A 24,071-nucleotide genomic window follows, 5' to 3' on the forward strand; every position below is an offset into this window, starting at 1 on the left:
GACTCGGCGCCGGTCGCACCCAGGCTAGTGGGACGAACCTGAGCGGATCCTGGCAGGGTGCGGCCAACCACGAGGAGGTCGCGTCGGGTGTGGCGGGGGTCTCCGGCCGGCCGCCGGAGTCTCCCCCGCCGCGGGGGTTCCTGGCCGGTCGGGGGGTTCCTGGTCGGTCGGGGCCGTCACCACCGATAGTCGAGGAACTTCCCGTCCAGCGTGATCACGACGCGGTCGCCGTCGGGGTCAGGGCGACGGTTGATGTCGACCGTGAAGTTGATCGCGCTCATGATCCCGTCTCCGAACTCCTCGTGGATCAGCGCCTTGAGCGCCGGCCCGTACACCGACACCGCCTCGGTCAACCGATAGATCGTCGGATCGGCCATCACCTCCGCCGGTGTGCCGCGGCTCGGCTGCAGGGCGAGGCTCTCCGCCACGGCGTCGTCGAGGCCGAGGAGGTCGCACACCGACCGTGCCTGCTCGGTCGACAGCGGGTGCTGGCCGAGTAGCGCCGCGGCGGTCCACACCAGCGGGGTCCCCAGATGCTCGGCCAGGTTGGCCCAGGTGCGGCCCTGGCGGATGCGGGCGGAGTCCACGAGCGCCGCGGCCTCGTGCCTGGACATGATGGGGGTCATCGAACGGATCCTCTCGGTGGGCGGGTGGGCTGGCGGGTGGGCTGGCGGGCTCGCGGGGGCTGGCGGGCGGGCTCGCGGGGGTCAGACTGCGGCCGGCTCTGTGGTCGGGCGCTCGGTGGCGGCTCGCTCGGTCGTCGCGCGCTCGGTGGCGGCTCGCTCGGTGGTGGCGGGCTCGCTGTCGGTATCCGGAGCACCGACCGCGTCCGTGTCCGTGTCGGGGGACGACGTCCGCCGGGCCTTGGTGCGCGCGTGGGTGACGTAGAGGGTCAGTCCCACGAACAGCAGCCCGCCCACGAGGTTGCCGGCAACGGTCGGGATCTCGTTCCACACGACGTAGTCGCCGAGGGAGAAGTCGCCGCCCAGCATCAGGCCGGTCGGGAACAGGAACATGTTGACCACGGAGTGCTCGAAGCCCATGTAGAAGAACAGCATCACGGGCATCCACATAGTCAGTGCCTTGCCGCTGACGCTGGTGGACATCATGGCGGCGACCACGCCGGTGGAGACCATCCAGTTGCACAGCACGCCGCGGAAAAACAGTGTCAACATCCCGGCTGCACCGTGCTCGGCGTAGCCCAGCGTGCGGGATTCACCGATCTCGCCGAGCCGCTGGCCCACCTCGTCCGGGGCGACGTTGAATCCGTAGGTGGTGATGAACGCGATGAGGAACGCCACGGTCAGCGCGCCGGCGAAGTTGCCGACGAAGACCAGTCCCCAGTTGCGCAGCATGCCCCCGACCGTGACGCCGCGGCGCTTGTCGAGCAGGGCCAGTGGCACGAGGGTGAACACGCCTGTGAGCAGGTCGAAGCCCAGCAGGTACAGGAGGATGAAGCCGACCGGGAACAGCACTGCTCCGAGGAGTGCACTGCCGGTCTGGACGGTGACGGTGACGGCGAATGCCGCCGCGAGCGCGAGGATCGCGCCGGCCATGAATCCGCGGATGAGTGTGTCGCGGGTGGACATGTGGACCTTCTTCGCCCCGGCGTCGATCATCGCGCGGGTGAAGTCCTGGGGTTGGACGTAGGACACGGGTGCCTCCAGCTGTGCGGCGGTGGTGGTCGTACCGCGCCAAGTCTGGGAGGTCTGTGTGTCTGGTTGGTGACCTCGCTGTGTGGGCTGGTTACCCTTTGCTCACCGCGCGGGGGATCTCCCGTGAGGCCGGCGCCGCCCGGCCGATGACGCAGGCCGGCAGCGCCGATGTTCCCGGGTCGGCACACCGTGAAGGCTTCTCGTCTGCGCTCGCGTCGCCTAGTGCCGGTCCGCGCCTCCGCTGGTGTAGTCGCGGCCGATCACGCGGCCTCGGAACGGCTCGGGCTGGTCGGACTGACCGGCAGCGGTGGGGTCTTCCACGGGTCGGCGGCCGAGCACAGCGGGCGCGACCTTGACCGGTTCGCCGATGATCGCCGTGGTGTTGGTGGCGTTGGTCAGGTAGCTCGCGGGGGTGTGGCCGCGGCGGTCGTTGTTCTGCCCGGCCCCTGCCGCTCCCATCACTCCACCCATCGGCATTGCCCCAGCTCGCCCGGCGTGTGCCGCACTTGGTGACGACGACGAGAACGCCCCGGCACCCGGTCCCGCGGCACCTGCGCCTGCCGAACCGGCCCCGGGAGCTCCTGCGGCCGGGCCGCCCGCACCGAACCCGGCCAGGGTGCCGGCGCCGCCCATGCGTGAGGCTCCTGCACCTGCGACGGCGGCCCCGCCACCTCCGACCAGCCCGGCTGTCGAGCCGAACCCGCGATCCCGATTGCGGTTGCTGTCTCCGACGGTTCCGCCTCGGATCCCACGGATCCCGGCCGCGCCACCGGCCGCGCCACCGGCCCCGCCGCCGGCCTGCTGACCGTGTGCTCCCGGTATCGGCGCGAACGGCGCCCCGGCAGCGGTCGTCGTGGCGTTGACACCGCCTCCCGCCCCTGCCTGTCCCGCTGACGTCGGTGTCGATCCTCCCCCGTCGACCGCGCTTGCCCTCGCGGCCAGGAGAGCTTGCTCAGTGGCGGCATCCATGGCTGCGGTGGGAGTGCTCGTCGTCGTCATCCCCGGCACTTCGCCGCCCACGGTCCCGGCGGACACCGGCGCCTCGTCACCCGCGCCGCTCGCGCCACCCGTGAGGGCGGCAATCGCGGCAGCGTCCGGCGCCGCCGGCTGGGCGGGCCGTGGGATGCCCTCGGTGTTCCAGACGCGCGCCATGTCGATGCCGTTCGGGCCGCCGAGCGCAGAGGTCGACACGACTCGGTAGGCGGCGGTGAAGTCGAGGTCGTCGAGGTTGGCGTCCATGACTGCGGGGCTGTACTCGGTGTTGACGATCGCCTTGGCCTGCTCCTCCGCCGCCGCCATTCGGGCCCGCGACTCCGCAGCGGCAGTCAGCCCCGCAGGTCCGTGCTCCTGGCCGGAGAGCTGCGCGATTTTGGCCTGCGCTGCCTGCTCGGCGACGTTGGTGCGGGTGGTGACGAACCCGTCGTGCGCGCGCCTGGCCTTGGCTGCGACCTGCTCCAACTCCCCCGACAGGGCGAACGCCGAGTTCACCAGGCCCGTCACCGAGTCCTGCGCACTCGACGCGAACTCCCCCTGCCAGCTGCTACCGAGGATGTTGTTGAGGTCGCTGTTGAGCTGTTCCGCCGCTGAGTTCAGCGCCTCCGAGACTCTGGTGGCCCGCTCATCGATGTCGCTGAACTGGCTCGGCTGCAGCTCTTCGGCACATTGTGCGATGCGCTCCAGCGGCGAATCCGACACATCCTCCGGCCCCACCCGCCCGTAGGCGCCCATGACGCACATTCCCTCGAGGGCGAACACATCCGATTCGCTTGCGTGGATCAGCCCCAGGCTCTGCAGCCCGGCAGGTTCCTCAGCCGCCTTCGACAAGGCCCCCGCCAACGCTTCATCCTGCGCTTCGATGAGCCCCCCGGCGGCGGCGAACAAAAGCGACATTGCTCGGGCTTGGTCTACAAAGCCGTTCAAGAGAGTCCGCAGATCCTCGTCTACAAAGAGCGAGTACACCGTTCCGATCTGGCGGGCAGTATCAAACGCCCCAGATTGACTATCTGCCGAATCCATGAAGTCGAAGTTGAAAGTGGCCCTAATCGAATTGGCAAAATTGTCGCATTTAACCATGCAATGCTGGGCGATATCGGACTCAAGGTGAACAAGCATCAAAAATTTCCCTCCGGGATATAAGGCATGATCGGCACCATCGCCTCTTCAAGCGCATCACAAGCCTTGACAAATTGTGCTCCGCGAAATCTGCCTAGTCCGGTAACTATGTCCAACTTGACCCAAACGGCCCCGCTCCCTGTAAAGAAGAGTTGCAGGCAAGTACTGTCAGTCCGGTCTCCGAATTCCACCATCCGGAGGCCTCGGTCGTCCTGCACAGCTCCGCTATCGGCCACCCTCACTAAGCTCTGATCGGCCAAATAGTCTGAACGAGACTTCCAAGAAGATGCCGCGGTCACGTGCACTTCCTCGTTTATCCACCCGCAGCCCATAAGGCGACCCGGACGGTGCCGGGTAAGGCTCTCACTGGGCTCGACGGCTTTTCCAACCCCTTCTTCGATGGCTTCCACGGGAATCTCCGCACACGGGTCGAATAAGGCGGGCCGCTGTTCGATCGGCAGATCCCAGGGATTGCCCGGCTCCCCGGCAGCGGCCGGGCTCGTCGTCGTCGACGTCTCTTCTCCCCCGTCAGCCGACGCGCACCCGGACAGCACCACACCGGCGGCCACCAACGCGGCTACGAACGCTCTACTTTTCCCCACAACCTGTACGACGGGCCGAGCCGCCGAACGGTTCCCCCGACCTGAGGTTCGCGGCGCCAAATCGCGTCGCCGCAGGTCGGAAGGGGCGTCGTCAGGTCGGTAGGCGCTCACGATCAGAGATCATCGCAGTCGTCGCCAGCCGACGGGTGGGTCATCACAGTGCCGGGCCCAGAGATTTCTGTGCCGGGTGCGGAACCGGACGGTGGGCTCGCGACGTCGTACCTGGTGACGGACAAGCTGCAGAAAGGGCGAGGCGTGAGTTGCACGATCGGGCTGATCAGTCGTTGGGACACCACCGCGCTGACCGCCGCCGGGGACGCCATTGCCACCCGTCGTGCCACTGCAGAAGGGTTACGGACATCCTTGGCCGACGGGCGGGACACGCTTTCCGAGGGCTGGTCCGGCGTCGCCGCAGACGCGGTCATCGACGCCGCCGAAACCGAGAAGTCGCACGTCACCAAACTCGTAGACGGACTCGAAGACCTCACCGACGCCCTGTCCCGAGCCGAAGCAGCCCTGCAACCCGCAGTCCAATCGGTACGCGACCGAGTCCGGGACGCCGTCAGTGCCGGACTGGTCGTCGGCCAAGACTCCGTCGGCCCCGCACCAGGCCGCGACGACATCACCCAGGACACCGTCAACACCCATGCCGAAACGATCCGCATGGCCCTGGACACCGTGCGGTCGCTCGACGAGCACTACGGTCGCGAGATCGACCTCGTGGCCACCCGGATCCACGATGCGATCCCGCCAGAAGTCGACCGGCGACCGATACCGGGAGGGTCACGAAACGGTTGGTTTGGCGCAGTCGACGCCGTGACCGGCGCGGCCGGCTACGGGTTCCCCATAGCGGCCGACGAGCTGGACCCCGAAACTCGTGGAAAACACAAGCTCAACCCTGTTGCGGACGCCCCCGGAAAGGCGTGGGCTGGCGTCCTACGCGGCCTCGGCAGAGCGGCCGGCCCTGCCGGCGCAGCCGTCACCATCTACGACGGCGTCGAGGGATACGCAAGGGGCGAAACCTCGGCTACTGAAGCGTCACTGGAGACAGTAAGCGCTCTCGCCGGTGGCGCCACAAGCGGTGCGGCGCTCGGGGCCATGACGGGCGGTGCTGTCGGCCCACTTGGCGCGATCCTCGGCGCTGGCGTCGGCGCAGCTGTCGGCAGCTACTTGGGAAAGAAGGGGGGAAGTGCGGTGTTCGACCGTTACTTCACCCCGTGACTAGGAGGAACCGAATGGACGACGACAAACCTGCCGATGACCACAAAATTCGCTGGATCTGGCTAAGACCGCCAACCTGGGCTGCATTCACACACAACATCCGCCTAATAGTAGATAACGACCCCTCGGTCCTCGTTCGAATTTTCGGAAGTCTGGCGGTTATCGGCGGAGTGATCATCTGGGGAGAGTTCATTGCCTGATTGGAGGTCAGCGGCGCAGGCTCGGATCACTCGTCGACAAAATCCCTGCAATCCTCTTCGGTCGATTGCTCGAGGCACTCCATCCACCGAACCTGGTCGTCAACCCAGGGATGCCGCGGTTCCTGTCCGACATCCTGACGCCACACGTAGTTGTCGCACAGGATCGCAACGCCACTGGCGTCGACCGCCCTGCGGCCGATATCTGCTCCCATGCACTGCGCACCGAGGCGTGGCCCCGCCTGCCGCATCGCCTCCTCGACTGCCGGATTCGGCGCCAACTGCGGGTCATGCGACCACGCGGCACCGTCGGTGTACTGCAAACGGGCGCAGTAGGCGGTCACGCCGTCAGCGAAGACGGCCAACGCACCGCGGGGCCCGCACTCAGCACCCTCGGTCACGATCGCCGGAGTCGGCGCAGCAGGACTGTGGGGTGTCTCGTAGAGCGGTGTGGAGGTCGGTGTTGCGATCTCCTCCGAAACGGTCAATTCGGCCGTGGTCGCAACCGGCGACGACGAAGTGGCGGATATGGGAGCCGGCCCCGGCGCCCGGTCAGCGTCTCCTCCGGGCTCGCCGCACCCGGACACAACGACGAGCACTGTCGCCAGCACACCGATCACTCTCACTCGCTCCGCGGCTACGTTGATGTGATCAGTATTGACACCGTCATCATGGTCGGAGGCCTCTTGCAGAAACCAGTTCGCGCCGTCCCCCGCAAGGCCAGCTGAGTCCGGGCGCAATCGGGCGAGTAGTCCGCGAGCACTCGGCGGTGATGGCATCGGCGTTCCTCTTTCACTGACGCGAACTGGGACGACGCGTTCGTGTCGTACCCAGGTGATCTAATCGAACACATGAGCGACATCGGGATGGGAGCCACGGCCAGCAGTGAGCTGGCCGTCGTGCTGTCCGCGCTCGATGCCCACCTTGAGCGCGACTGGGCAGAGGTGTCGCCGGCGGAACTGCATGCCGAACTGGTCGCCCTCGAACAGGCCCAACGCCGCATCCGCGCCTCCCAGGCCCGCGTTTTGGCCACCGCCCGCACCTCGGGTACCGCGCGGCAGATGGGATTCGTCAACGAGCGACAGATGCTCACCGGCGGCCTGGGCCTGGCCCCCGGGGAGGCGCGCGGCCGACTCGACGACTCCGCCATCGCCGACTCCGCCCGCATGCGCGCCACTGCCGAGGGCACCCTGTCCGCCGGGCACCTCAGGATCATCAACGCCGCCCTGGCAGCCCTGCCCGACGACTACGACGACGAGGCGCGCGCACACCTGGAAGCGCAGCTGATCGCCCTGGCCGCCGACCAGTGCACGACCCGCCGCCTCCAGGAACACGCGCACCTACTCCTGGACGCTGTCGATCCGGGGCGCACCGAGCGCGGCGCAGCAGAGCGGGCCCGCCGCCGCTCGGTCACGTGCGGCGGCCAGGGACTGGACCTGATGGCCCGCGCGACGATGACCATGGACCCACAACTGGCCGCGCTGATGCGCGAAGTCCACGCCCGCTGGGGCCAGCCCGGCCGCCTGTGGCCCGACCCCGAGGAGAAGGACACCCGCACCGACGGTCAACGCATGCACGACGCGATGGTCCACGCCCTACAACTGGCCCTGTCCGCGGACGCCGCCAAGACCGGCGCACCGGCGGCGATCGTGGTCCGCGTGGACCTCGACCAGCTCGCCACGCTCACCGGCTGCGGCGAGACCGATGGTGGAATCCGCGTGCCCGTGCCGCAGGCGCTGGCCATGGCCCGCGGCAACCACTGGTTCCTGGCCCTGTGCGACAAGGAGATCGACCTGCGACTGTTCCGCAGTCGCCGCACCGCGTCCCGCTACCAACGCCTGGCCCTGTTCGCTGCCTACGGAGGCTGCACACACCCCGACTGCGACCAGGACGCCCGACACTGCGAAGCCCACCACGCGGGCAGACCCTGGGCCGCCGGAGGCCTCACCAATATCGACGAACTCGCCCTGGCCAGCGGCGACTGCCACGCGATGATCCACGACACCGGCTGGTCCACCATCCCCGACCCGCGCGCGCCCCAGGGCGTCAGGTGGATCCCACCCGCCGGAACCCCCCGCGCGGCCGACCCGCCACGGCCCAAACCCGGACCACCACCACCGTCACCACTCGAAGCGCCGATACTTCCGTTCGCGCTCCTCCACGACCTCGACGCCGCGATCACGCGACGCCATGACGCAGTCCGGGAGGCGGCGTGATGCCGCCCGGCGTGGGTGGGTCAGATGGGCAGCGTGGTGTCCGAGATGGCGAAGTCGCGCAGCCAGTCGATGAACAGCGCCCACCCGCCGGACAGCAGCAGCAGGCCCACGATGATGAGCATGACGCCGCCGAACACCTGAATGGCCCGGGTGTGCTTCTGCAGCCAGCCGACGGTCCGCATCGCCCAGGTGGAACCGAACGCCACGACGACGAAAGGCAGACCCAGACCGAGGCAGTAAGCCACGATCAGCAGCACTCCACGCGCCGCGTCGACCCCGGTGCCCGCGGCGACCGAGAGCGCGGCAGCCAGGGTCGGCCCCAGGCACGGGGTCCAGCCCAGGGCGAACACGGCGCCGAGCATCGGGGCGCCGATCCAGGTGGACAGCGACTTGGGCTGCATGCGGGTGTCCCGCTGCAGGGTGGGGACGAGGCCGATGAAGACGAGCCCCATGAGGATCGTCACCACGCCCCCGAGACGCTGCAGCAGCTCTTGCTGGGGTGCCAGGTACTGCACGGTGCCCAGCACCATGGCGCTGAGCATCACGAAGACCACGGTGAATCCGCCAACGAACAACAGCGACGCGCCCACCACACGGGCGCGCGAGGACCGTCGGGTGCGGCGCTCCTCCATCGTCAACGTGGCGGTGGCGGCCCGCTGGCGTTCGGCGGCGGCAGCGGTAGCCGGCGGACGTTCGGCGCCCACGACGCTGGCGAGGTACGCCAGATAACCGGGCACCAGCGGGATGACGCACGGCGAGGCGAACGACACGAGGCCTGCCAGGATGCACGCGCCCAATGCGAGCAGGATCGGGCCGCTGGCCACGGTCTGCTGGAACGTCTCCCCCACACTCTGTGCGAGCAGGATCGTCTCCGGGTTCACGTCTGGTCGACCTCCTCGGCGAGGAGCTCGATGACGGTCTCGCGCAGCTCGTCGTCGGTGATCTCGGCCAGATACACGGCGGCCACCCGGTGCTGCTTGTCGAGGATGATCGTCGCCGGCACCACGGACGTCGGGAAGCCTCGCAGCGCGGCGACCGCGGCGTTACTGGGATCCCAGATCGAGGGGAACGTGATGCCGTTGTCCTTGACGAAGTCCACCGGCTTCTGCCGGTTGGGGTCGCGCAGGTTGATGCCGAACACGGTGGCACCCTGGGGCTCGAATTCCTCCTGCAGGCGCTGCAGGTCGTCGGACTCGGCCCGGCACGGTCCACACCACTGGCCCCACAAGTTGAGGATCACCACCTCGCCGGCGAAGTCCTCCTGCACGGTGAGGGTGCGGTCCGGGTCGAGCAGGTCGGGGCCAGTGAGCGTGGCGACGGGCTTGCGCTCGGCCGGGGGGTCGTAGTGGATCTCGATCTGCCCGTCGGGGCTGACGAACTCGAACGTCTCCGGGCCCACCACCACGGCGTCGTCGCCGGTCGCACAGCCGCCGACGAGGGCGCCGGTCACCAGCAGCGCGCCGAGGGCGGCCTTGGGCTTGCGCATGATTCAGGCTCCAGTCTGCGACGGGTCGGATGCCCCCGCCGGTTCCGAATAGACGATGTCGCGCAGTGTCGTGCCCTCGAACACCAGCGAGGTGATCGAGGCCAGCGAGCACTGCCGCTTGCGCGGGTCGTGCCACAGGCGCCGCCCCTCGAGGAAGCGGCGTGTGGTGTAGACCGGCAGCTGGTGGCTCACCAGCACGGCTTCGTGCCCGCGGGCGGTGTCGAGGGTGGAGTACACGGCGCCGATCATGCGGTGCGCGATCTGCAGGTAGGGCTCACCCCACGACGGCCGCATCGGGTTGAGCAGGATCGGCCAGTACTGCGGGTCGCGCAGGGCGCCGCCGGGGCCGCCCACCTTGCGCCCCTCGAAGCGGTTGTCGGCTTCGATGATGTCGGCGTCGATCCCCACCGGAAGGCCCAGCGACTCGGCGAGGGGGGCCGCGGTCTCCTGGGCACGCTGCAGCGGCGAGGCGACGATCGACACGATGTCGTGCCCCTGCCCCAGCACCCGGCCGACGGTCTCGGCCTGGCTCCGCCCCAGCTCGGACAGTCGGAACTCGGGCAGCCGCCCGTAGAGGATGCCCTCGGGATTGTGGACCTCACCGTGACGCACCAGGTGCACGATCGTCTGCGTCTCGCCGGCGCGAGCCGAGGTGTCACGAGGGGTCGACGACGACGAGACCGGCTCTCCCGGAGCGGCGATCGTCCCCGGCTCGGCCCCGTAGGCCGCGGACCCCTCCGGCTGCGACTCGAGGGGAGGCTCAGCCGGGGTCGCGGTGGCCCCGGATCCGCCCAGCGACGGCGGCGCCACGGCGGGGTCGGGATGGTCTCCCCGAAGGGGGATCGGCAATGAGGTGGGTCCCGTCGACGGGACGGCGAGCCGCCCGCGCAGTCCTCGTCCGCTGCTGCTCATCGGCCCGTCTCCGGGGCGGACGCCGCGGCGGCAGCTTCCGCGGCCACCGGCAGCGCGTCGGAGATGTGCTGGAAGTCGTCGTCGGTGAGCGCGGTGGAGACGAACCAGGTCTCGAACGCGCTGGGCGGAGCGTAGATGCCGCGGTCGAGCAGCGTGTTGAAGAACGGCGCGTAGCGGAAGGTCTCGGCGGCCTTGGCCCCGGCGTAGTCGGTGACCTGATCCTCGGAGAAGAACACGCTGAGCATGGTGCCCGCCCGCTGGATGGTGTGCGCGACACCCGCGGCCTGCAGAGCGTTGCTGATCAGCGCCTCGAGCCGGTCGGCGTTGGTCTGCAGCGTGTAGTAGCAGGAGTGGTCGGCCAGCCGCAGGGAGGTCAGGCCCGCTGCCACGGCGACGGGGTTCCCGGACAGGGTGCCGGCCTGGTAGACGGGGCCGGCGGGGGCGAGGGCGGCCATGACGTCGGCGCGACCTCCGAACGCGGCGGCGGGCAGTCCTCCGGACATGACCTTGCCGAAGGTGGTCAGGTCGCCGGCGACACCGTCGATCCCCCACCAGCCGCGGTCCCCGGCGCGGAATCCGGTCATGACCTCGTCCATCACGAGCAGTGCCCCGTTGTCGGAGCACAGGGTGCGCAGTTCTTCGTTGAAGCCGGGCAGCGGCGGGACGGTGCCCATGTTGCCGGCGGCGGCCTCAGTGATCACGCAGGCGATCTCGTCGCCGTGGTTGGCGAAGGCCACCCTGACGGCGTCGACGTCGTTGTACGGCAGCACGATCGTGTCGTGGGCGGTCGCGCCGGTGACGCCGGGCGAGTCCGGCAGCGCGAACGTGGCCAGGCCCGACCCGGCGTCGGCGAGCAGTGCGTCGACGTGTCCGTGGTAGCACCCGGAGAACTTGACGATCTTGGAGCGGCCGGTGAATCCGCGGGCCAGGCGCACGGCGCTCATGGTGGCCTCGGTGCCAGAGTTGACCAGGCGCACCTCGTCGACGGAGGTGCGGGCGACGATCTCGCGGGCGAGGTCGACCTCACCCTCGGTCGGGGTGCCGAAGCTCAGTCCGCGGGTGGCGGCGTCGCGGACGGCGTCGACGATCTCGGGGTGGGCGTGCCCGTGGATCATGGGGCCCCACGAGCAGACGAGGTCGATGTAGGTGTTGCCGTCGACGTCCGTCATGCGGGAACCCCGCGCTTCACGCATGAAACGCGGGGTTCCGCCGACGGAGTTGAAGGCGCGGACCGGGGAGTTGACTCCGCCGGGGATCAGCTCGCAGGCCTCGGCGAAGAGCTCGGCCGATCGGGTGGTGCCGGACATGCCGGACGGGGTCTTGAAGGCATCACTCGAAGAGGTCACCGGACCAGTGTCTCAAAGTCCGGCCGCGAGCACCCCCTCGCGGTCTCAGCCCTGCGGCGGAGCCGGCGGGGCGAGGGGGGCGAACAGCGACTTCGCGGCGGCGTCGACCTGTCCGGCGAACTCGTGTACCGCCTTCTCCGCGTCGGCGACTGCAGTCTCCGCCTGCTGCTGCAGCTCCTGCGGCGTGGGCAGCGGTACGGGTGCGGGCGCCGGCGCAGCGACGGACCCCGAGGCGGGCGTCGGCGCGGCGACGGAGCCGACCGCCGGGGCCCCGACGGAACCGGTGCCGGCGGCGTTCACGTCGCCGGTGCCGGCGTCGCGGTGGGTGCCGTACCAGTCGTCAGCACCGTCGACGGGAGCGGACATGCCCTGCTGGGCGGCGGCAGTGCGCTCGGCCTGGCCCCACTTCGGCAGGGGCTCCGGCGACGGCTTGCCCGCGACGTGGCCCGGCTCGGCGATCCCGGTCTCCAGGAACTCCATCACGAGCTTGTCGATGGCCTCGTTGCCCATGCGGAAGGTGCCGTGGTCGCCGCCACCGACGGTGACCAGTGCGCCACCCATGGCCTCGGCCACGCGGTGCGCGCCGGCGATGGGGGTGATGGCGTCGTCCTCGGAGTGCAGCACCAGCGGCTTCTCGTCGAGGGCGTCACCGTTGGGGCTGATGGTCTTGGCGACCGGCTGCCAGCCCACGCAGTCGTCGCCGGCGGCCTCGACGGCGGCGCGGGCGGTGAGGCGGTTGCCGCCGGTGTACTTGTCGGCCTTGGCCGCGATGACTCCCAGCTGGTCGGCCGGGGCAGCGGTCTCGTTGCAGGTGATGATCGAGTTCATCTCGATGTCGGTGCGGTACACCGGCGAGCGGTTCTCCTGCGCGGCCAGCATCAGGGCCACGGTCTCGTAGTCGGCACGCGCGATGGTGCCGCCGTCGTTGTAGTACTTGAGGACGTGGGCGAGCATCGGCCAGGCCTGCTCGGAGTAGGTGGCGCCGACCGTGGCGTCGTAGAGCCCAGTGGTGGCGTTGTTCGTCAGCCCCTGCAGCGCCGCGGCGCGGGCGAACCCCTCGACGCGTGCGCGGGCGGGGGCGGTCCCGTTGATCACGTCGAGCGCGGGCTTCTCGACGGCGCTGCCGCGGAGCTCCACGGGCAGGTCGCCGGTCTGCGCCGGCGGCGGGGTGAGGTTGGCGGGGCCGCCCACCTCCTGGTCGGTGACCCACTTCCAGGAGTGGAAGACCTTCAGCGGGGTGTCCCCGAGGCCGTAGTAGTCGTCGCGCTCGGCGATCCAGGCGAAGATGTCGTTGACCCGCTGCTCCTGGGCGAGCGCGCCCTGCTCTGCCTGTGTGTTCCAACGCCAGTCGGGGTGGGTGTTGGAGTCCAGCACCATACGGCCGGTGGCCTCGGGGAACAGGGTGGCGAAGTCGGTGCCGATCGCGGTGCCGTAGGACACGCCCACGTAGTCGACCTCTGCCAGCTCGAGCGCCTCGCGGACCGCGTTCATGTCGCGGGCGGCGTTCTCGGTGGTCATGGACTTCATGTACTCGGGGTCGGTCCCGTAGCACGCGTCGTGGAGCGGGTTGACCGTGTTCGGGCCCACATAGTCCACGTTGCAGACCATGGGATTGGAGCCGTACAGCCCGCGGGGCTGGACGGCCACGAGGTCGTGGTTCTCGTACAGGCCGGCCGGGTTGGCGCCGTCGAGGGCCGGGCTCCAGAAGTTCAGGGCGTAGTTGCCGGGCCCGCCGGGGTTGCCGAACACGGTGGAGCGCGCCTGGCCGGACGAGGCCTTGATGCGGGTGAGCGCGATCTGGGTCTTGGCGGCGTCGGGCGCAGTGTAGTCCACGGGGACCTCGACGGTTCCGCACTCGAGACCGGCGGGGACGTACTCGGCCTCGATGCCGAGCATCTCGGTACAGTCCTGCCATTCGACCTGGGCGGCCGAGGCCACTCCCGATCCCAGAAGTGCGATCGCTCCCACGACCGCGGTGGTGCCAACGAAAGTGCTGGAAGGCTGCACCGATCCCCGTTTCCCTGTGCTGTAGGCGTCACTCCGGCGAATCGGACGCATCGACCACTCATTTTTACGAGCGTCACATACGTCCGAACCGCCCCAAATGTAGCCTGTGGCCGACGCCACGACGCACCGCCCCGGGCACACTCAGAAAACCGTCATCCGATCGTTACCGCGGCGTTCGCTGCGCCCGCAAAAGCCCTGGCAGAAGTAGATCTGTCAGGATTCGACCCGGGGGGCGCGTCGGAGGACTGCGAGGGTGGTCAGGACCATCGTCAGCCCCGCCAGGACGGTCGCGGCCAGGAGCAGCCGGGGATCGGTGTGGATGCGTTCGATGCTGTCCTCGACGGGCGGGTCGATGACCGGCGGCGCGCCCGTCACGATGTCCCTGGCGAACCACCACAGCACCACGGCGAGTACAGCGCAGGCGACCGCGGCCACGCCGAGGCGACGCGAGTTCACTCGGGTCCCGGCTCGCGCGGGAGACCGTCGACAGCGCCGGCCAGGGCGGCGTGCAGGGCCGCGGGGTCGCGGGACCAGGCGCGGACCTCGCCCCCGGTGTCGAGTCGCAGACCCACAGCCGCCCGCCGGCGGGGCATCTCCCGCAGCTCGCCGAGGAGTCGGGCCGTCTCCCACGAAGCTACGGAGTCGTCGGCGGCGGGGAGGGGCAGCACCTCCTCGATCCGGCGCAGTTCGAGCTCCTCGGTGCCCTGGAGGTACACGTCGGGGGTCAGGCGGACACGACCGTGGACGCGGGTGGCGGCGATCATCACGCCGTGGCAGAGGGCGGTCGCGATCGCGCAGACGGTGAGCATCAGCCAGTGCACCGGGGCGCCGGTGGCGAGCTCGAACCCTGCGGCAGCGGCGCAGAACGCGGGCGCCGCGAGGATCCAGGCCCAGCTCCAGCCGTCCTCGGCGTACAGGATCGGCCCCTCGGGTTCGATTCCCGGCCGGGCGGCGGTGGGTTCACTTGCCGGCACGCGCGCCGCCTCCCGGGGTCGTGTACTGGATGGCCTCGGCCTTGTGCTGGCGCCACACGGCGGCTGCGGCGCACAGTCCGGCGAGGATCTGGAGGGCGATGACGACGAAGCTGATGACGTCTCCCCGCTCCCCCGCGGTCGCGACTCCGCCGAACACACCGATCACCACGGACACGGCGTCGACGACGAGGAAGATGGCGACGATGTCGAGCATCGTGCGGGCCCACCCCTTGCCCGCTCGCAGCCGGAAGGCCAGCCACACGGTGACGGCGGCGACGATGAGCGCCAGCACCGCCCCGGCCGCCAGAGCGATGGAGAACATGCTCTCGACGGAGACGTCAGCGGACCCGGTGTTGGCGACCGCGTCGCGGAAGGCGTCCCGCGTGGCGGTGGGCAGGTCCCCGAAGCTGGCGGTCGCGGAGTTGATCAGCATGCCGAGCAGTCCGAACGCGGCGGCGGCCAGCCACAGCACCCACGCGGTGTGGATCTCCTCCGGCGGCGGACCGGCCGGCTCGGCGGGCGGGGCGATGCCGGGGTCGGTGGGCGGCTCGCCGGGCGCGGGGCTCCCCCCCGTGGCGCCTTCCGCATCGGGGCCGGGTCCGGTCCGGGCGGGCGGGCGCCACGGCCCGCTGCCGCGGGTCACCGGGACCCCCACCCGTCGGCGAGGAGGCGCGCGGCGTGCAGGGCCCAGTAGGTCAGGACGATGTCCGCGCCCGCGCGGCGGATGGAGGTCAGCGATTCCATGACGGCCGGGTCGTGGTCGATCCAGCCTCGCTCGGCGGCGGCGGAGATCATCGCGTACTCGCCGGAGACCTGGTAGGCGGCCACCGGCACGTCAGAGATCTCGGCGGTCTGGCGCAGGACGTCGAGGTAGGACATGGCGGGCTTGACCATCACCATGTCGGCGCCCTCCTCCAGGTCGAGCTGCACCTCACGCAGGGACTCGCGCAGGTTGGCCGGGTCCTGCTGGTAGGTGCGCCGGTCGCCGCGCAGGGACGAGCCGACGGCCTCGCGGAACGGGCCGTAGAAGGCGCTGGCGTACTTGGCGCTGTAGGCCAACACCGCGACGTCCTGGTACCCCTCGCGGTCGAGGGCTTCGCGGATGGCGGCGATCTGGCCGTCCATCATCCCGCTGGGCCCCACGACGTGGGCTCCGGCGGCGGCCTGGGCGACGGCGAGGTCGTTGTAGGCGGCGAGCGTGGCGTCGTTGTCGACGATCTGCTCGCCGCGCGGGTCGATGCCGAGCACACCGCAGTGGCCGTGGTCGGTGAACTCGTCGAGGCAGGTGTCGGCCATGATCACGAGGTCGTCGCCGACCTCGGCGCGGACGGCGGACAGCGCGCGGTTGAGGATGCCGCCGGGGTCGGCGCCGCAGCTGCCGGTGGCGTCCTTGTCCGCGTCGAGGGGCACGCCGAACAGCATGATGCCGCCCAGTCCCGCCTCGGCGGCGGCGACGGCCTCGCGCCTCAGCGAGTCGACGGTGTGCTGGACGACCCCGGGCAGCGACGAGATGTCGCGCGGGGCCTCGATCCCGTCGGCCACGAACGCGGGGAGCACCAGCTGTCGCGGGGCGAGCGTGGTCTCGGCGACGAGCCTGCGCATGGCCGGCGTCGAGCGGAGTCGACGCGGGCGCACCAGCGGCGCGGGAACGGACGTGGTCTCGTCTGGCGGTGTCGTCACGACCCCCACTGTACGAAAGTCGCCGGTGGTCGGGCGCGGCGCGCACCCGCGCTGCGCCGGGACGCGGGCTCGTCGACCCCTGAACACGCGCCTGCCCCGCGCGGCTGGTCGGCCGGGCGGGGCAGGCGGTGCTGGCGGTGCGGGCGGCGGGGCTGCGGCTCAGCGGCGCCGGGCGCGGCGGCGCGGGGGCGGCAGTTCGCCGGCCGCGCGAAGGTGGTCGGCGTGCGCGGCGAGGGCGTCGACCAGGTCGAGGACGGACGCGTTCTCGGGCTGGACGTCCACTCGCAGGCCGAACTCGGCGGCGGTCTCCGCGGTGCGCGGCCCGATGCAGGCGATGAGCGTGCGCGCGTGCGGCTTGCCGGCGATGCCGACCAGGTTGCGGACGGTCGAGGAGCTGGTGAAGCACACGGCGTCGAACCCGCCGGTCTTGATCATCTCGCGGATCTCGGCGGCCGGCGGGGCGGCGCGGACGGTGCGGTACGCGGTGACGTCCTCGATCTCCCAGCCGCGGCCCGTGAGGCCCTCGGCGAGGGTCTCGGTGGCGATGTCGGCGCGCGGCAGCAGGACCCGGTTGACGGGGTCGAGCACGTCGTCGTAGGGCGGGAACACCTCGAGCAGGCCGAGGCTGGACTGCTCGCCGCTGGGCAGCAGCTCGGGCTGGATGCCCAGTTCGCGGACGCGGGCGGCGGTGCCCTCGCCGACGCAGGCGATCTTCACGCCGGAGAAGGCGCGGGCGTCGAGGCCGAACTCGACGAACTTCTCCCACACGGCGCGAACGGCGTTGGAGGAGGTGAACACGACCCACTGGTAGCGGCCGTCGACGAGGCCCTTGACGGCGCGCTCCATCTGGGCGGGGCTGCGGGGCGGCTCGACGGCGATGGTGGGCACCTCGACGGGCACGGCGCCATGCTCGGCGATGCGCTCGCTCATCTCGGCGGACTGCGCCTTGGTGCGGGGCACGAGCACGTTCCAACCGAACATGGCGCGCGACTCCCACCACTGGTGGCGGTGACGCTCACCGGCGGACTTGCCGATGGTGACCACCAGGTCCCCGTCCATGTCGCGACCGACCTCGGCCATGGTGGCCAGGGTACCGTCGGCGGACTTCTGGGCGCAGAGCGAACCGGAGCAGGTGACGGTCACCGGGGTGCCGGCGGCGAGTCCCTGCTCGGCGAGGCTGGAGGCGGCCTCGGCGAGGTGCCGGCCGGTGGTGCGCAGGACGATCGGGCCGGGCGAGCCGACGAGGGCGGCCCAGTCGACCTCGCCGCGGCCGTCGGCGAACACGTAGCCGGAGCCGAGCGCGATGCCGGCGAAGGCGGGCACGGCGGTGGCCTCGGCGACGCCGGGGACGACCTCGAACGGCACGACGGTGCGGCCGACGGCGGCGATCTCGGTGACGGTGGCGTCGGTGGTCATGGGGTCGCCGGTGACGAGACGGACGACGTCGCGACCCTTCTTGGCCTCGGCGACGAGCTGCTTGGCCACGGCGGCGGGCTCACCGAGAACGGGGCGGACGTCGGCGGCGGTGGGCGCGGGCAGGGCCTTGAGACGCTTGATCTCGGCCTTGTCCTCGGCGGCCACGGCGGCGTCCATCTCGGCCCGGCGCGCGTCGAGCAGTTCCTGCGGCACCGGGACCTCGGTGGCGACCAACGCCAGCACGTCGGCCGAGACGTCGGCGTCGGCGAACACCAGCGGGTTGCCGGTGAGGACCTCTTGGGCCCGGCAGGTGAGCATCCCCGCGTTGCCTGGACCGCCGCCGACGAAGCGGACGGTTCCGGGGCGGGTGGTGCGTGCTCGAGTCATTGTTCGTCTCTCCGTGGGGTGGGTGCCGCGCGCTGGCTGCGCGCGAGATGGGAGTTCGGGGATCAGGGGTCGGTGACGGTGGGTGGCGCCGTCGTGGATTCCCTCGGTACGAGTGGGGCGCGTTGCTCGGGCGATTCCCCGGCCATGAGGTCACGGGCGCCGCGGTCGAGCAGTTCGGCCGCGAGTCGGCGGCCCAGCTCGTCGGCGGCGGCGATCGGTCCGTCCGGGTGGTCTGCGGTGGCGGTGGTGCCGTGGGTGCGCAGGACGGTGGAGCCGTCGTGGGCGGCCGCCACCGCGTGCAGCGTCAGTTCGCCACCGCTGTCGAGTCCGGCGCCGTCGAGTTCGGCGCGCGCGCCGACCGGGGCGGTGCAACCGGCCTCGAGGTCGCGCAGGAGCCTGCGCTCGGCGGTGATCCGGACCCGCGAGGGCAGGTGGTCGACGACGGTGAGGGCCTCGGCGGCCTCGGTGTCGTCGGCGCGACATTCGACGGCGAGGGCGCCCTGCGCGGGGGCGGGGAGCATCTCGTCGATGCCGAACCGGTGGGTGGCACGCTCTCCCGCACCGGTGCGGTCGAGGCCGGCCGCCGCCAGGACGACCGCGTCGAGGTCGCCACTGGTGACGTATCCCATCCGCGTGTCGATGTTCCCGCGCAGGGGGTGCAGGTCGAGGTCGGGGCGCAGGGCCGCGAGCTGGGAGCGCCGGCGCGGGGCGGAGGTCCCGACCCGGGCGCCCTCGGGCAGCGTGGCCATGGTGAGCCCGTCGCGGGCGATGAGCACGTCGGACGGGTCGACGCGCGGCGGCACGGCGATGGGGGCGAACCGGTCGTCGGGCGCGGTCGGCAGGTCCTTGTACGAGTGGACGGCGATGTCGCAGTCCCCGCGCTCGAGGGCGGCGCGCAGTTCGAGGGTGAACACGCCCACGCCGATGCGCTCGACCGGGGCCATCACCACGTCGCCGCGGGTCCGCACGATCACCAGTTCGGCCGGGTACCCGGCGGCGATGAGGGCGTCGCGGACGTGCCCGGCCTGGGTGGTGGCCAGGGTGCTGCCCCGCGTGCCCACCTTCAGGGTCCTGCTCATGACGCCTCCTCGCTTCTACCGTCCACGGTGTTGTCCAGGTCGAACAGTGTGCGTACGACCGCCGCGTAGTTCTCGCCGTCCGGTTGGGCGGCGAGTTCCCGGAACCGCACCGTGGGCGGGTGCAGAAGCTTGTCGACGACCCGGCGGACGGTGTTGGCGACCTCCTCGCGAACCTTCTCGTCCATGTCGGGCAGTCGGGACTCGAGCCGGCGCATCTCGGCCGCGACGACCTGCCCGCCGCGCCCGCGCAGCTGCCCGATGAGCGGCCCGACGCCGGCCATGCGCTCGGCCTGCGTGTACGCGGTGAGCTCGGCGTCGACGATCGTGCGGGCGGCGTCGGCGTCCGCGGCGGCGGCGGAGGTGGCGGGGTCGGCCTTGAGCGCCTCGATTCCCAGGACGGTCACGCCGGGCAGGCCGGCGACGGCGGGGTCGACGTCGCGCGGCATGCCGAGGTCGCAGATGACGAGCGGGCCGCGGTCGCCGCGGCGGGCCAGCGCGGTGTGCACGTCGCCCAGGGTGACGACGGTGCCGACGGCCCCGGTGCAGGTGAAGAGGATGTCGGCGCGGGCGACGGCCTCGGCGAGCCCGTCGAGGGGGAAGGCCGTGGCCGGGGTGCCGGAGTCGCCGGCGATCTCGGCCAACCGGTCGGCGCGCTCCGGGGTGCGGTTGGTGATCTCGATGTGGGAGATCCCGCCGCGGCCGAGGTGGGCGACGGCCAGGCCGCCCATCGCGCCGGCCCCGAGCACGACCGCGCGGCGTCCGTCGAGAGTGCGGCTGGCGCCGTCCGAGAGGATCTCGGCCGCGCGGTCCAGCGCCACGGACACGACCGACGCGCCGGCCGAGTCGATGCCGGTCTCGGTGTGCACGCGCTTGCCCACGTGCAGCGCCTGCTGGGCGAGCCGGTGCAGGGTGGTGCCGGCCGCGCCGATCTCGGACGCCGACTGGTAGGCGGTGCGGATCTGGCCGATGATCTGCTGCTCGCCCACGACCATCGAGTCCAGCCCCGAGGCCACGGAGAACAGGTGCTCGGCGGCGGACTCGGAGTAGCGCACGTACAGGTGGCGGCTCAGTTCGTCGGCGCCCAGGCCGGAGTGGCGCGAGAGCAGGGTCACGACGTCGTCGAGCGCCGGGTGGAACGCGTCCACGGCGGAGTAGACCTCGACGCGGTTGCAGGTGGTGACGATCATCGCCTCGTCGACGTTCTCGCCGGCGATGAGCTCCTCGGTGAGCCCGTCGCGCTCGGACTCGGAGACGGCGACCGCCTCGAGCAGGGACACCGGCGCGCTGTGGTGGGACAGCCCCACCAGGAGAATGCTCACAGCCGACCCCCGGACGCCAGGGCCTCGGGGGCCCATGCCAGAATGGATGCCAACTCGTCAACTCGGCGAGGAGACGGTCGGAGAACAGACGGGGCCCCGCAGGACGAACTCGCGGAACGCTGGTCCACAGTCGGTCGTCTCCCGTCGGTGTGCACGGCTGCGTACAAGGCGCTCCCATGGCGGAAACACCCTGCCGGGACGGCCGTGGCCTCAAGCCTGCGTACGACCCGTAACGGGCTCCACCGTAACCCGCCTGACACCCCGGGACAAAACCGTGACAGGGGCGGATGCTATATCCGGCCGCCCTCCCGCGGGCACCGTGAACAGCACGGACCGCAGTACGGTGGCATCCGTGCCCCCTCGCCGCAGGTCCTCGTCGACCATGTCCGCCGCGACCCGCGCCCGATACGCGAAGCGTCGTCAGCGGCGTCTGTCCCACGTCGACAACGACCTCACCGACCCGCAGTGGGCCCGGATCCTCGACGCGTGGAAAGCCTGCGCCTACTGCTCCGCGACTGGGCCCGCGCTGCAGAAGGACTGCGTCCAGCCCATCTCACGCGGCGGGCGCTACACCCTGGAGAACGTGGTCCCGGCCTGCGCGTCGTGCAACGCGAGCAAGCACAACAGCGAGGTCACCGGGTGGCTGCGGCGCAAGAAGCTCGACGAGGGCGCGTTCCTGCTCCGGCACGCGACCATCCTGCGGGACCTGCGCGACGCGCCGCGGGAGGAGTGACCGCCCACCGTCGCGGCCGCCGCCGCGCGCACCCCCCGGCACCGCCCGCGCCCGTCGGCCGGTTCAGTCCCATCCCGGGAACGGGCCGGCCCCGGCGAGGGTGGCCAGCAGCTCGTCGTCGTCGACCTCCCAACACGAATGCTCCGCGCCGTCGACCAACACCACCGGCAGGCGGTCGCCGTATTCGGCGGCGAGTTCGCGGTCCGCGGCGTGGTCGACGTCGGTCACCTCGAGCCGGGCGCCCGCACCCTCGCACAGTGGGATCAACTGGCCGTGGACGCGGACGCAGCTGCCGCAGCCCTCGCGGGTCAACAGGGTCACCGTGTGCACCATGGCTCGATAGTGCACCACCCCCTCGGGGCTGCCCTAGGATGGGGTCCCCGCGCCCCTTGAGGAGGTCCCGCCCGGTGAACGACTCCCGCCCGGTGAACGACGACGCCGACGACAACGACGACGACAACGCGCCCACCCCCGGCGGCGAGGCCTCCGAGGACGCCGCCGAACCGGTGGAGTCCCACCGCTCCCGGTCCGGCCCGCGGCTTCCCGGTCGTGCCGATCTCGGCTCGGCTCTGGGTCGGCTGCTGTGGCGGCGCCGCGACGCGCGGATCCAGCGGCGCGCCGGTGAGGCCTCCGCCCAGCACGCCGTCAAACTCGAGCCCGGCGCCGAGCCCGGTCCCCCGCTGGCCGACGCCGACTCCGGCACAGTGGTCGTCGACCGCACCGACCGCACCGACGAGCCGTTCGAGCCGGACCCGCAGGTCGCGGCGTTCTTCGACGTGGACAACACCCTCATCCAGGGTGCGTCGATCATCCTGTTGGCGCGCGGGCTGGCCAAGCACCGCTTCTTCACCGCGCGGGACGTCGCCGGCCTGGCGTGGTCGCAGGCCAAGTTTCGGATCTCCGGGGAGGAGAACGCCGACGACGTCGCCACGGGCCGGAACAAGGCCCTGAGCTTCGTCAAGGGCCGCACCGTCGCCGAGCTGACCGCGCTGAGCGAGGAGGTCGTAGACGCCTCGATGCTCGACCGGGTATGGCCGGGGACGCACTCGCTGGTGCAGATGCACCTCGACGCCAGGCAGCCGGTCTGGCTGGTCACCGCCACGCCCGTGATGCTGGCCCGCGTGATCGCCACCCGGCTGGGGCTGACGGGGGCGTTGGGGACGGTCGCCGAGGAGCACGACGGCGTCTACACGGGCCGCCTGGTCGGCGATATCCTTCACGGGCCCGGCAAGGCGCATGCGATCTCCAGGCTCGCCGAGGCCGAGGGTTTCGACCTGTCCAAGTGCTACGCGTACTCGGACAGCTTCAACGACATGCCGATGCTGACGACGGTCGGCAACCCGGTGGCCATCAATCCGGATTCGAAGCTGCGCAAGTACGCCTCGGAGAACGGCTGGGACGTCAAGGACTTCCGCACCGTGCGCAAGGCGGCGAAGAAGGCGATGCCGGGTGTGCTCGCGGTGGGCGGTCTGGCAGGCGCGCGGGCGGCTGCGCGGTCGTCCCACGGGGTGCGCACGATCGGCTCGCTGCGCCGCATCTTCTGACGCCGGCGCGGGGGCCGCGGGGGCGGGGGCCGCGGGGGCGGGGCCGCGGGGGCGGGGGCGCGGCGGCGCGGCGGCTCAGCCGAAGAAGACGCTGCCGCGGCGGGCGAGGTTGCGGAACAGCGTGTTCTGGATGGTCTCGCGGACGTGGTCGGTGATCTCGAAGACCACCATCGGGTCGTCTGCTGCGTCGGGGCCCAGGTGTGAGGTCTCGATCGGCTCGCCGAACTCGATCGTCCACTTGGTGGGCAGCGGGACGCCGCCGAGGGCACCGAGCAGCGGGAAGGTGGGCGTGACGGGCACGTAGGGCAGGCCGAGCAGCCGCGCGAGGGCCGGGATCTCGCCGATCTTGGGGTAGATCTCCTCCGATCCGACCACGGAGCACGGGATGATCGGGGCACCGGCGGCCAGGGCGGTGGCCACGAACCCGCCGCGGCCGAAGCGTTGCAGCCGGTAGCGGTCGGCGAACGGCTTGCCGATCCCCTTGAAGCCCTCCGGCCACACTGCCGCCAGGTGACCGCTGTCCAGCAGTCGCTCGGCGTCGGCGGCGCAGGCCAGGGTGGCACCGGCCCGGCGGGCGAGCGGCGCGGATACCGGCAGCGTCATGACGATGTCGGCGGCCAGCAGGCGCAGGGCTCGGCCGGCGTGGTCGTGGACGGCTACGGTGGTCATCATCGCGTCCAGCGGGAGGACGCCGGCGTGGTTGGACACGATCAGCCCGGCGCCCTCGGCGGGGATGTTCTCGGCGCCGATCACCTCGGCCCGGAACCAGTGCTCGAACAGCGGCCGCCACAGGGGCAGCCACACGTGGGTGTAGAAGTGCTCGTCAAAGCCGAACTCATCGACCTCGTACCCGCCGGTGAGGCGGGTGGCCAGCAGCTCGCCGGCGGAGTTGACGGCGTCGGCCAGGCCGGTCAACGCGCTGACGTCACCGGTCGCGAGCATGGTGTCCACGCTGCGGGCGAGGCCCCGCACGGGGGCCAGGACCTCGGCGTCGATGGGGAGGGCGTCGGCGACCTGCCCGATCGAGGCGCGCATGGAGGTCAGGAACCGGTCGACGATCCGGCCGAGCTCGGTGGCCGCGGCGTCGCTGGTGGTGGTGTCGCCAACGAAGCCCTCGCCGACCACGCGGTTGGCGCGGTTGGCGCGGTCGGCGCGGTCGCCGCGGGGGTCGCGGGAGTCGCGGGG

At 71.1% G+C, this 24,071-nt stretch carries 25 protein-coding genes; 6 read left to right on the forward strand and 19 right to left on the reverse strand.

Annotated elements, in window-relative coordinates; translation table 11 throughout:
* Positions 1-176 precede the first annotated feature (176 nt).
* From cynS to AYO52_RS04175, 3 genes are all read right to left on the reverse strand, one after another.
* Complete coding sequence (gene cynS, locus AYO52_RS04165) at positions 177-626, reverse strand: cyanase (protein ID WP_067713597.1); 450 nt, start codon at positions 624-626, stop codon at positions 177-179.
* Between the two features lie 81 nt (positions 627-707).
* Positions 708-1,655 (reverse strand): formate/nitrite transporter family protein, encoded by a 948-nt coding sequence (locus tag AYO52_RS04170; protein ID WP_082923760.1) that lies wholly within the window; start codon positions 1,653-1,655, stop codon positions 708-710.
* 219 nt (positions 1,656-1,874) lie between these two features.
* A complete protein-coding gene (locus tag AYO52_RS04175; RefSeq protein ID WP_156523520.1) occupies positions 1,875-3,383 on the reverse strand; it encodes a hypothetical protein in 1,509 nt (502 codons plus the stop codon).
* Positions 3,384-3,425: 42 nt separating this feature from the next.
* Between AYO52_RS04175 and AYO52_RS18160 the strand changes: the two genes are divergently transcribed.
* Positions 3,426-3,791, forward strand: coding sequence for a hypothetical protein (locus tag AYO52_RS18160; RefSeq protein WP_156523521.1), 366 nt, complete (start codon positions 3,426-3,428; stop codon positions 3,789-3,791).
* Here AYO52_RS18160 and AYO52_RS19240 read toward each other — a convergent pair.
* The gene (locus tag AYO52_RS19240; RefSeq protein ID WP_371517251.1) at positions 3,767-4,480 is read right to left on the reverse strand and encodes a DUF3558 family protein; all 714 of its coding nucleotides are present in this window, start codon (positions 4,478-4,480) and stop codon (positions 3,767-3,769) included. The genes AYO52_RS18160 and AYO52_RS19240 overlap by 25 nt on opposite strands.
* Before the next feature lie 144 nt (positions 4,481-4,624).
* On the opposite strand from AYO52_RS19240, the gene AYO52_RS17590 reads away from it, so the two are divergent.
* Both AYO52_RS17590 and AYO52_RS18165 read left to right on the forward strand, forming a co-directional pair.
* Entirely contained in the window at positions 4,625-5,590 is a 966-nt protein-coding gene (locus tag AYO52_RS17590; protein WP_082923766.1) for a WXG100 family type VII secretion target, read from the forward strand.
* A gap of 14 nt (positions 5,591-5,604) precedes the next feature.
* Positions 5,605-5,790, forward strand: a complete 186-nt coding sequence (locus AYO52_RS18165) for a hypothetical protein (protein WP_156523522.1) — start codon at positions 5,605-5,607, stop codon at positions 5,788-5,790.
* Positions 5,791-5,816: 26 nt separating this feature from the next.
* Here AYO52_RS18165 and AYO52_RS18170 read toward each other — a convergent pair whose 3' ends face one another.
* Entirely contained in the window at positions 5,817-6,407 is a 591-nt protein-coding gene (locus AYO52_RS18170; protein ID WP_156523523.1) for a hypothetical protein, read from the reverse strand.
* A 231-nt stretch (positions 6,408-6,638) separates the two neighbouring features.
* Here AYO52_RS18170 and AYO52_RS04190 point away from each other — a divergent pair, with 231 nt between their 5' ends.
* Positions 6,639-8,003 carry an HNH endonuclease signature motif containing protein gene (locus tag AYO52_RS04190; protein WP_067713606.1) on the forward strand — a complete coding sequence of 455 codons (1,365 nt, stop codon included), beginning with the start codon at positions 6,639-6,641 and terminating at the stop codon, positions 8,001-8,003.
* A gap of 20 nt (positions 8,004-8,023) precedes the next feature.
* On the opposite strand, the gene AYO52_RS04195 is transcribed toward AYO52_RS04190, so the two are convergent.
* The 12 genes from AYO52_RS04195 to AYO52_RS04250 form a co-directional block, all read right to left on the reverse strand.
* Positions 8,024-8,884 carry a cytochrome c biogenesis CcdA family protein gene (locus AYO52_RS04195; protein ID WP_067713610.1) on the reverse strand — a complete coding sequence of 287 codons (861 nt, stop codon included), beginning with the start codon at positions 8,882-8,884 and terminating at the stop codon, positions 8,024-8,026.
* A complete protein-coding gene (locus tag AYO52_RS04200) occupies positions 8,881-9,489 on the reverse strand; it encodes a TlpA disulfide reductase family protein (RefSeq protein WP_067713611.1) in 609 nt (202 codons plus the stop codon). Before AYO52_RS04200 ends, AYO52_RS04195 begins: the two co-directional genes overlap by 4 nt.
* A gap of 3 nt (positions 9,490-9,492) precedes the next feature.
* Positions 9,493-10,113: a histidine phosphatase family protein gene (locus AYO52_RS04205; RefSeq protein WP_067713681.1), complete on the reverse strand. Its 621-nt coding sequence runs from the start codon at positions 10,111-10,113 to the stop codon at positions 9,493-9,495.
* Between the two features lie 284 nt (positions 10,114-10,397).
* A complete protein-coding gene (gene hemL / locus AYO52_RS04210; RefSeq protein ID WP_067713614.1) occupies positions 10,398-11,708 on the reverse strand; it encodes a glutamate-1-semialdehyde 2,1-aminomutase in 1,311 nt (436 codons plus the stop codon).
* A gap of 84 nt (positions 11,709-11,792) precedes the next feature.
* A complete protein-coding gene (locus AYO52_RS04215; RefSeq protein ID WP_253701872.1) occupies positions 11,793-13,715 on the reverse strand; it encodes an alpha/beta fold hydrolase in 1,923 nt (640 codons plus the stop codon).
* 252 nt (positions 13,716-13,967) lie between these two features.
* Positions 13,968-14,210, reverse strand: coding sequence for a hypothetical protein (locus tag AYO52_RS04220; RefSeq protein ID WP_067713619.1), 243 nt, complete (start codon positions 14,208-14,210; stop codon positions 13,968-13,970).
* The gene (locus AYO52_RS04225; RefSeq protein ID WP_067713622.1) at positions 14,207-14,728 is read right to left on the reverse strand and encodes a hypothetical protein; all 522 of its coding nucleotides are present in this window, start codon (positions 14,726-14,728) and stop codon (positions 14,207-14,209) included. The genes AYO52_RS04220 and AYO52_RS04225 overlap by 4 nt, the downstream gene beginning before the upstream one ends.
* Entirely contained in the window at positions 14,715-15,371 is a 657-nt protein-coding gene (locus AYO52_RS04230) for a hypothetical protein (protein ID WP_067713683.1), read from the reverse strand. Before AYO52_RS04230 ends, AYO52_RS04225 begins: the two co-directional genes overlap by 14 nt.
* Positions 15,368-16,408 (reverse strand): porphobilinogen synthase, encoded by a 1,041-nt coding sequence (hemB, locus tag AYO52_RS04235; RefSeq protein ID WP_082923767.1) that lies wholly within the window; start codon positions 16,406-16,408, stop codon positions 15,368-15,370. Before hemB ends, AYO52_RS04230 begins: the two co-directional genes overlap by 4 nt.
* A gap of 159 nt (positions 16,409-16,567) precedes the next feature.
* Positions 16,568-18,211: a uroporphyrinogen-III synthase gene (locus tag AYO52_RS04240; protein ID WP_067713627.1), complete on the reverse strand. Its 1,644-nt coding sequence runs from the start codon at positions 18,209-18,211 to the stop codon at positions 16,568-16,570.
* Positions 18,212-18,273: 62 nt separating this feature from the next.
* Positions 18,274-19,290, reverse strand: a complete 1,017-nt coding sequence (hemC, locus tag AYO52_RS04245) for a hydroxymethylbilane synthase (protein ID WP_067713630.1) — start codon at positions 19,288-19,290, stop codon at positions 18,274-18,276.
* Entirely contained in the window at positions 19,287-20,609 is a 1,323-nt protein-coding gene (locus tag AYO52_RS04250) for a glutamyl-tRNA reductase (protein WP_172812110.1), read from the reverse strand. Before AYO52_RS04250 ends, hemC begins: the two co-directional genes overlap by 4 nt.
* Positions 20,610-20,991: 382 nt before the next feature.
* Between AYO52_RS04250 and AYO52_RS04255 the strand changes: the two genes are divergently transcribed.
* On the forward strand, positions 20,992-21,342 hold the full coding sequence (locus tag AYO52_RS04255; RefSeq protein WP_067713635.1) for an HNH endonuclease: 351 nt from the start codon (positions 20,992-20,994) through the stop codon (positions 21,340-21,342).
* 63 nt (positions 21,343-21,405) lie between these two features.
* On the opposite strand, the gene AYO52_RS04260 is transcribed toward AYO52_RS04255, so the two are convergent.
* Positions 21,406-21,675, reverse strand: a complete 270-nt coding sequence (locus AYO52_RS04260) for a glutaredoxin family protein (protein WP_082923762.1) — start codon at positions 21,673-21,675, stop codon at positions 21,406-21,408.
* A gap of 74 nt (positions 21,676-21,749) precedes the next feature.
* Between AYO52_RS04260 and AYO52_RS04265 the strand changes: the two genes are divergently transcribed.
* Entirely contained in the window at positions 21,750-22,886 is a 1,137-nt protein-coding gene (locus AYO52_RS04265; RefSeq protein ID WP_371517257.1) for an HAD family hydrolase, read from the forward strand.
* Between the two features lie 75 nt (positions 22,887-22,961).
* Here the strand turns inward: AYO52_RS04265 and AYO52_RS04270 are convergent, their stop codons facing one another.
* Positions 22,962-24,011, reverse strand: a complete 1,050-nt coding sequence (locus AYO52_RS04270; protein WP_371517263.1) for a lysophospholipid acyltransferase family protein — start codon at positions 24,009-24,011, stop codon at positions 22,962-22,964.
* Positions 24,012-24,071 lie beyond the last annotated feature (60 nt).

The organism is Dietzia sp. 111N12-1 (assembly GCF_001658045.1).
GTDB lineage: Bacteria > Actinomycetota > Actinomycetes > Mycobacteriales > Mycobacteriaceae > Dietzia > Dietzia kunjamensis.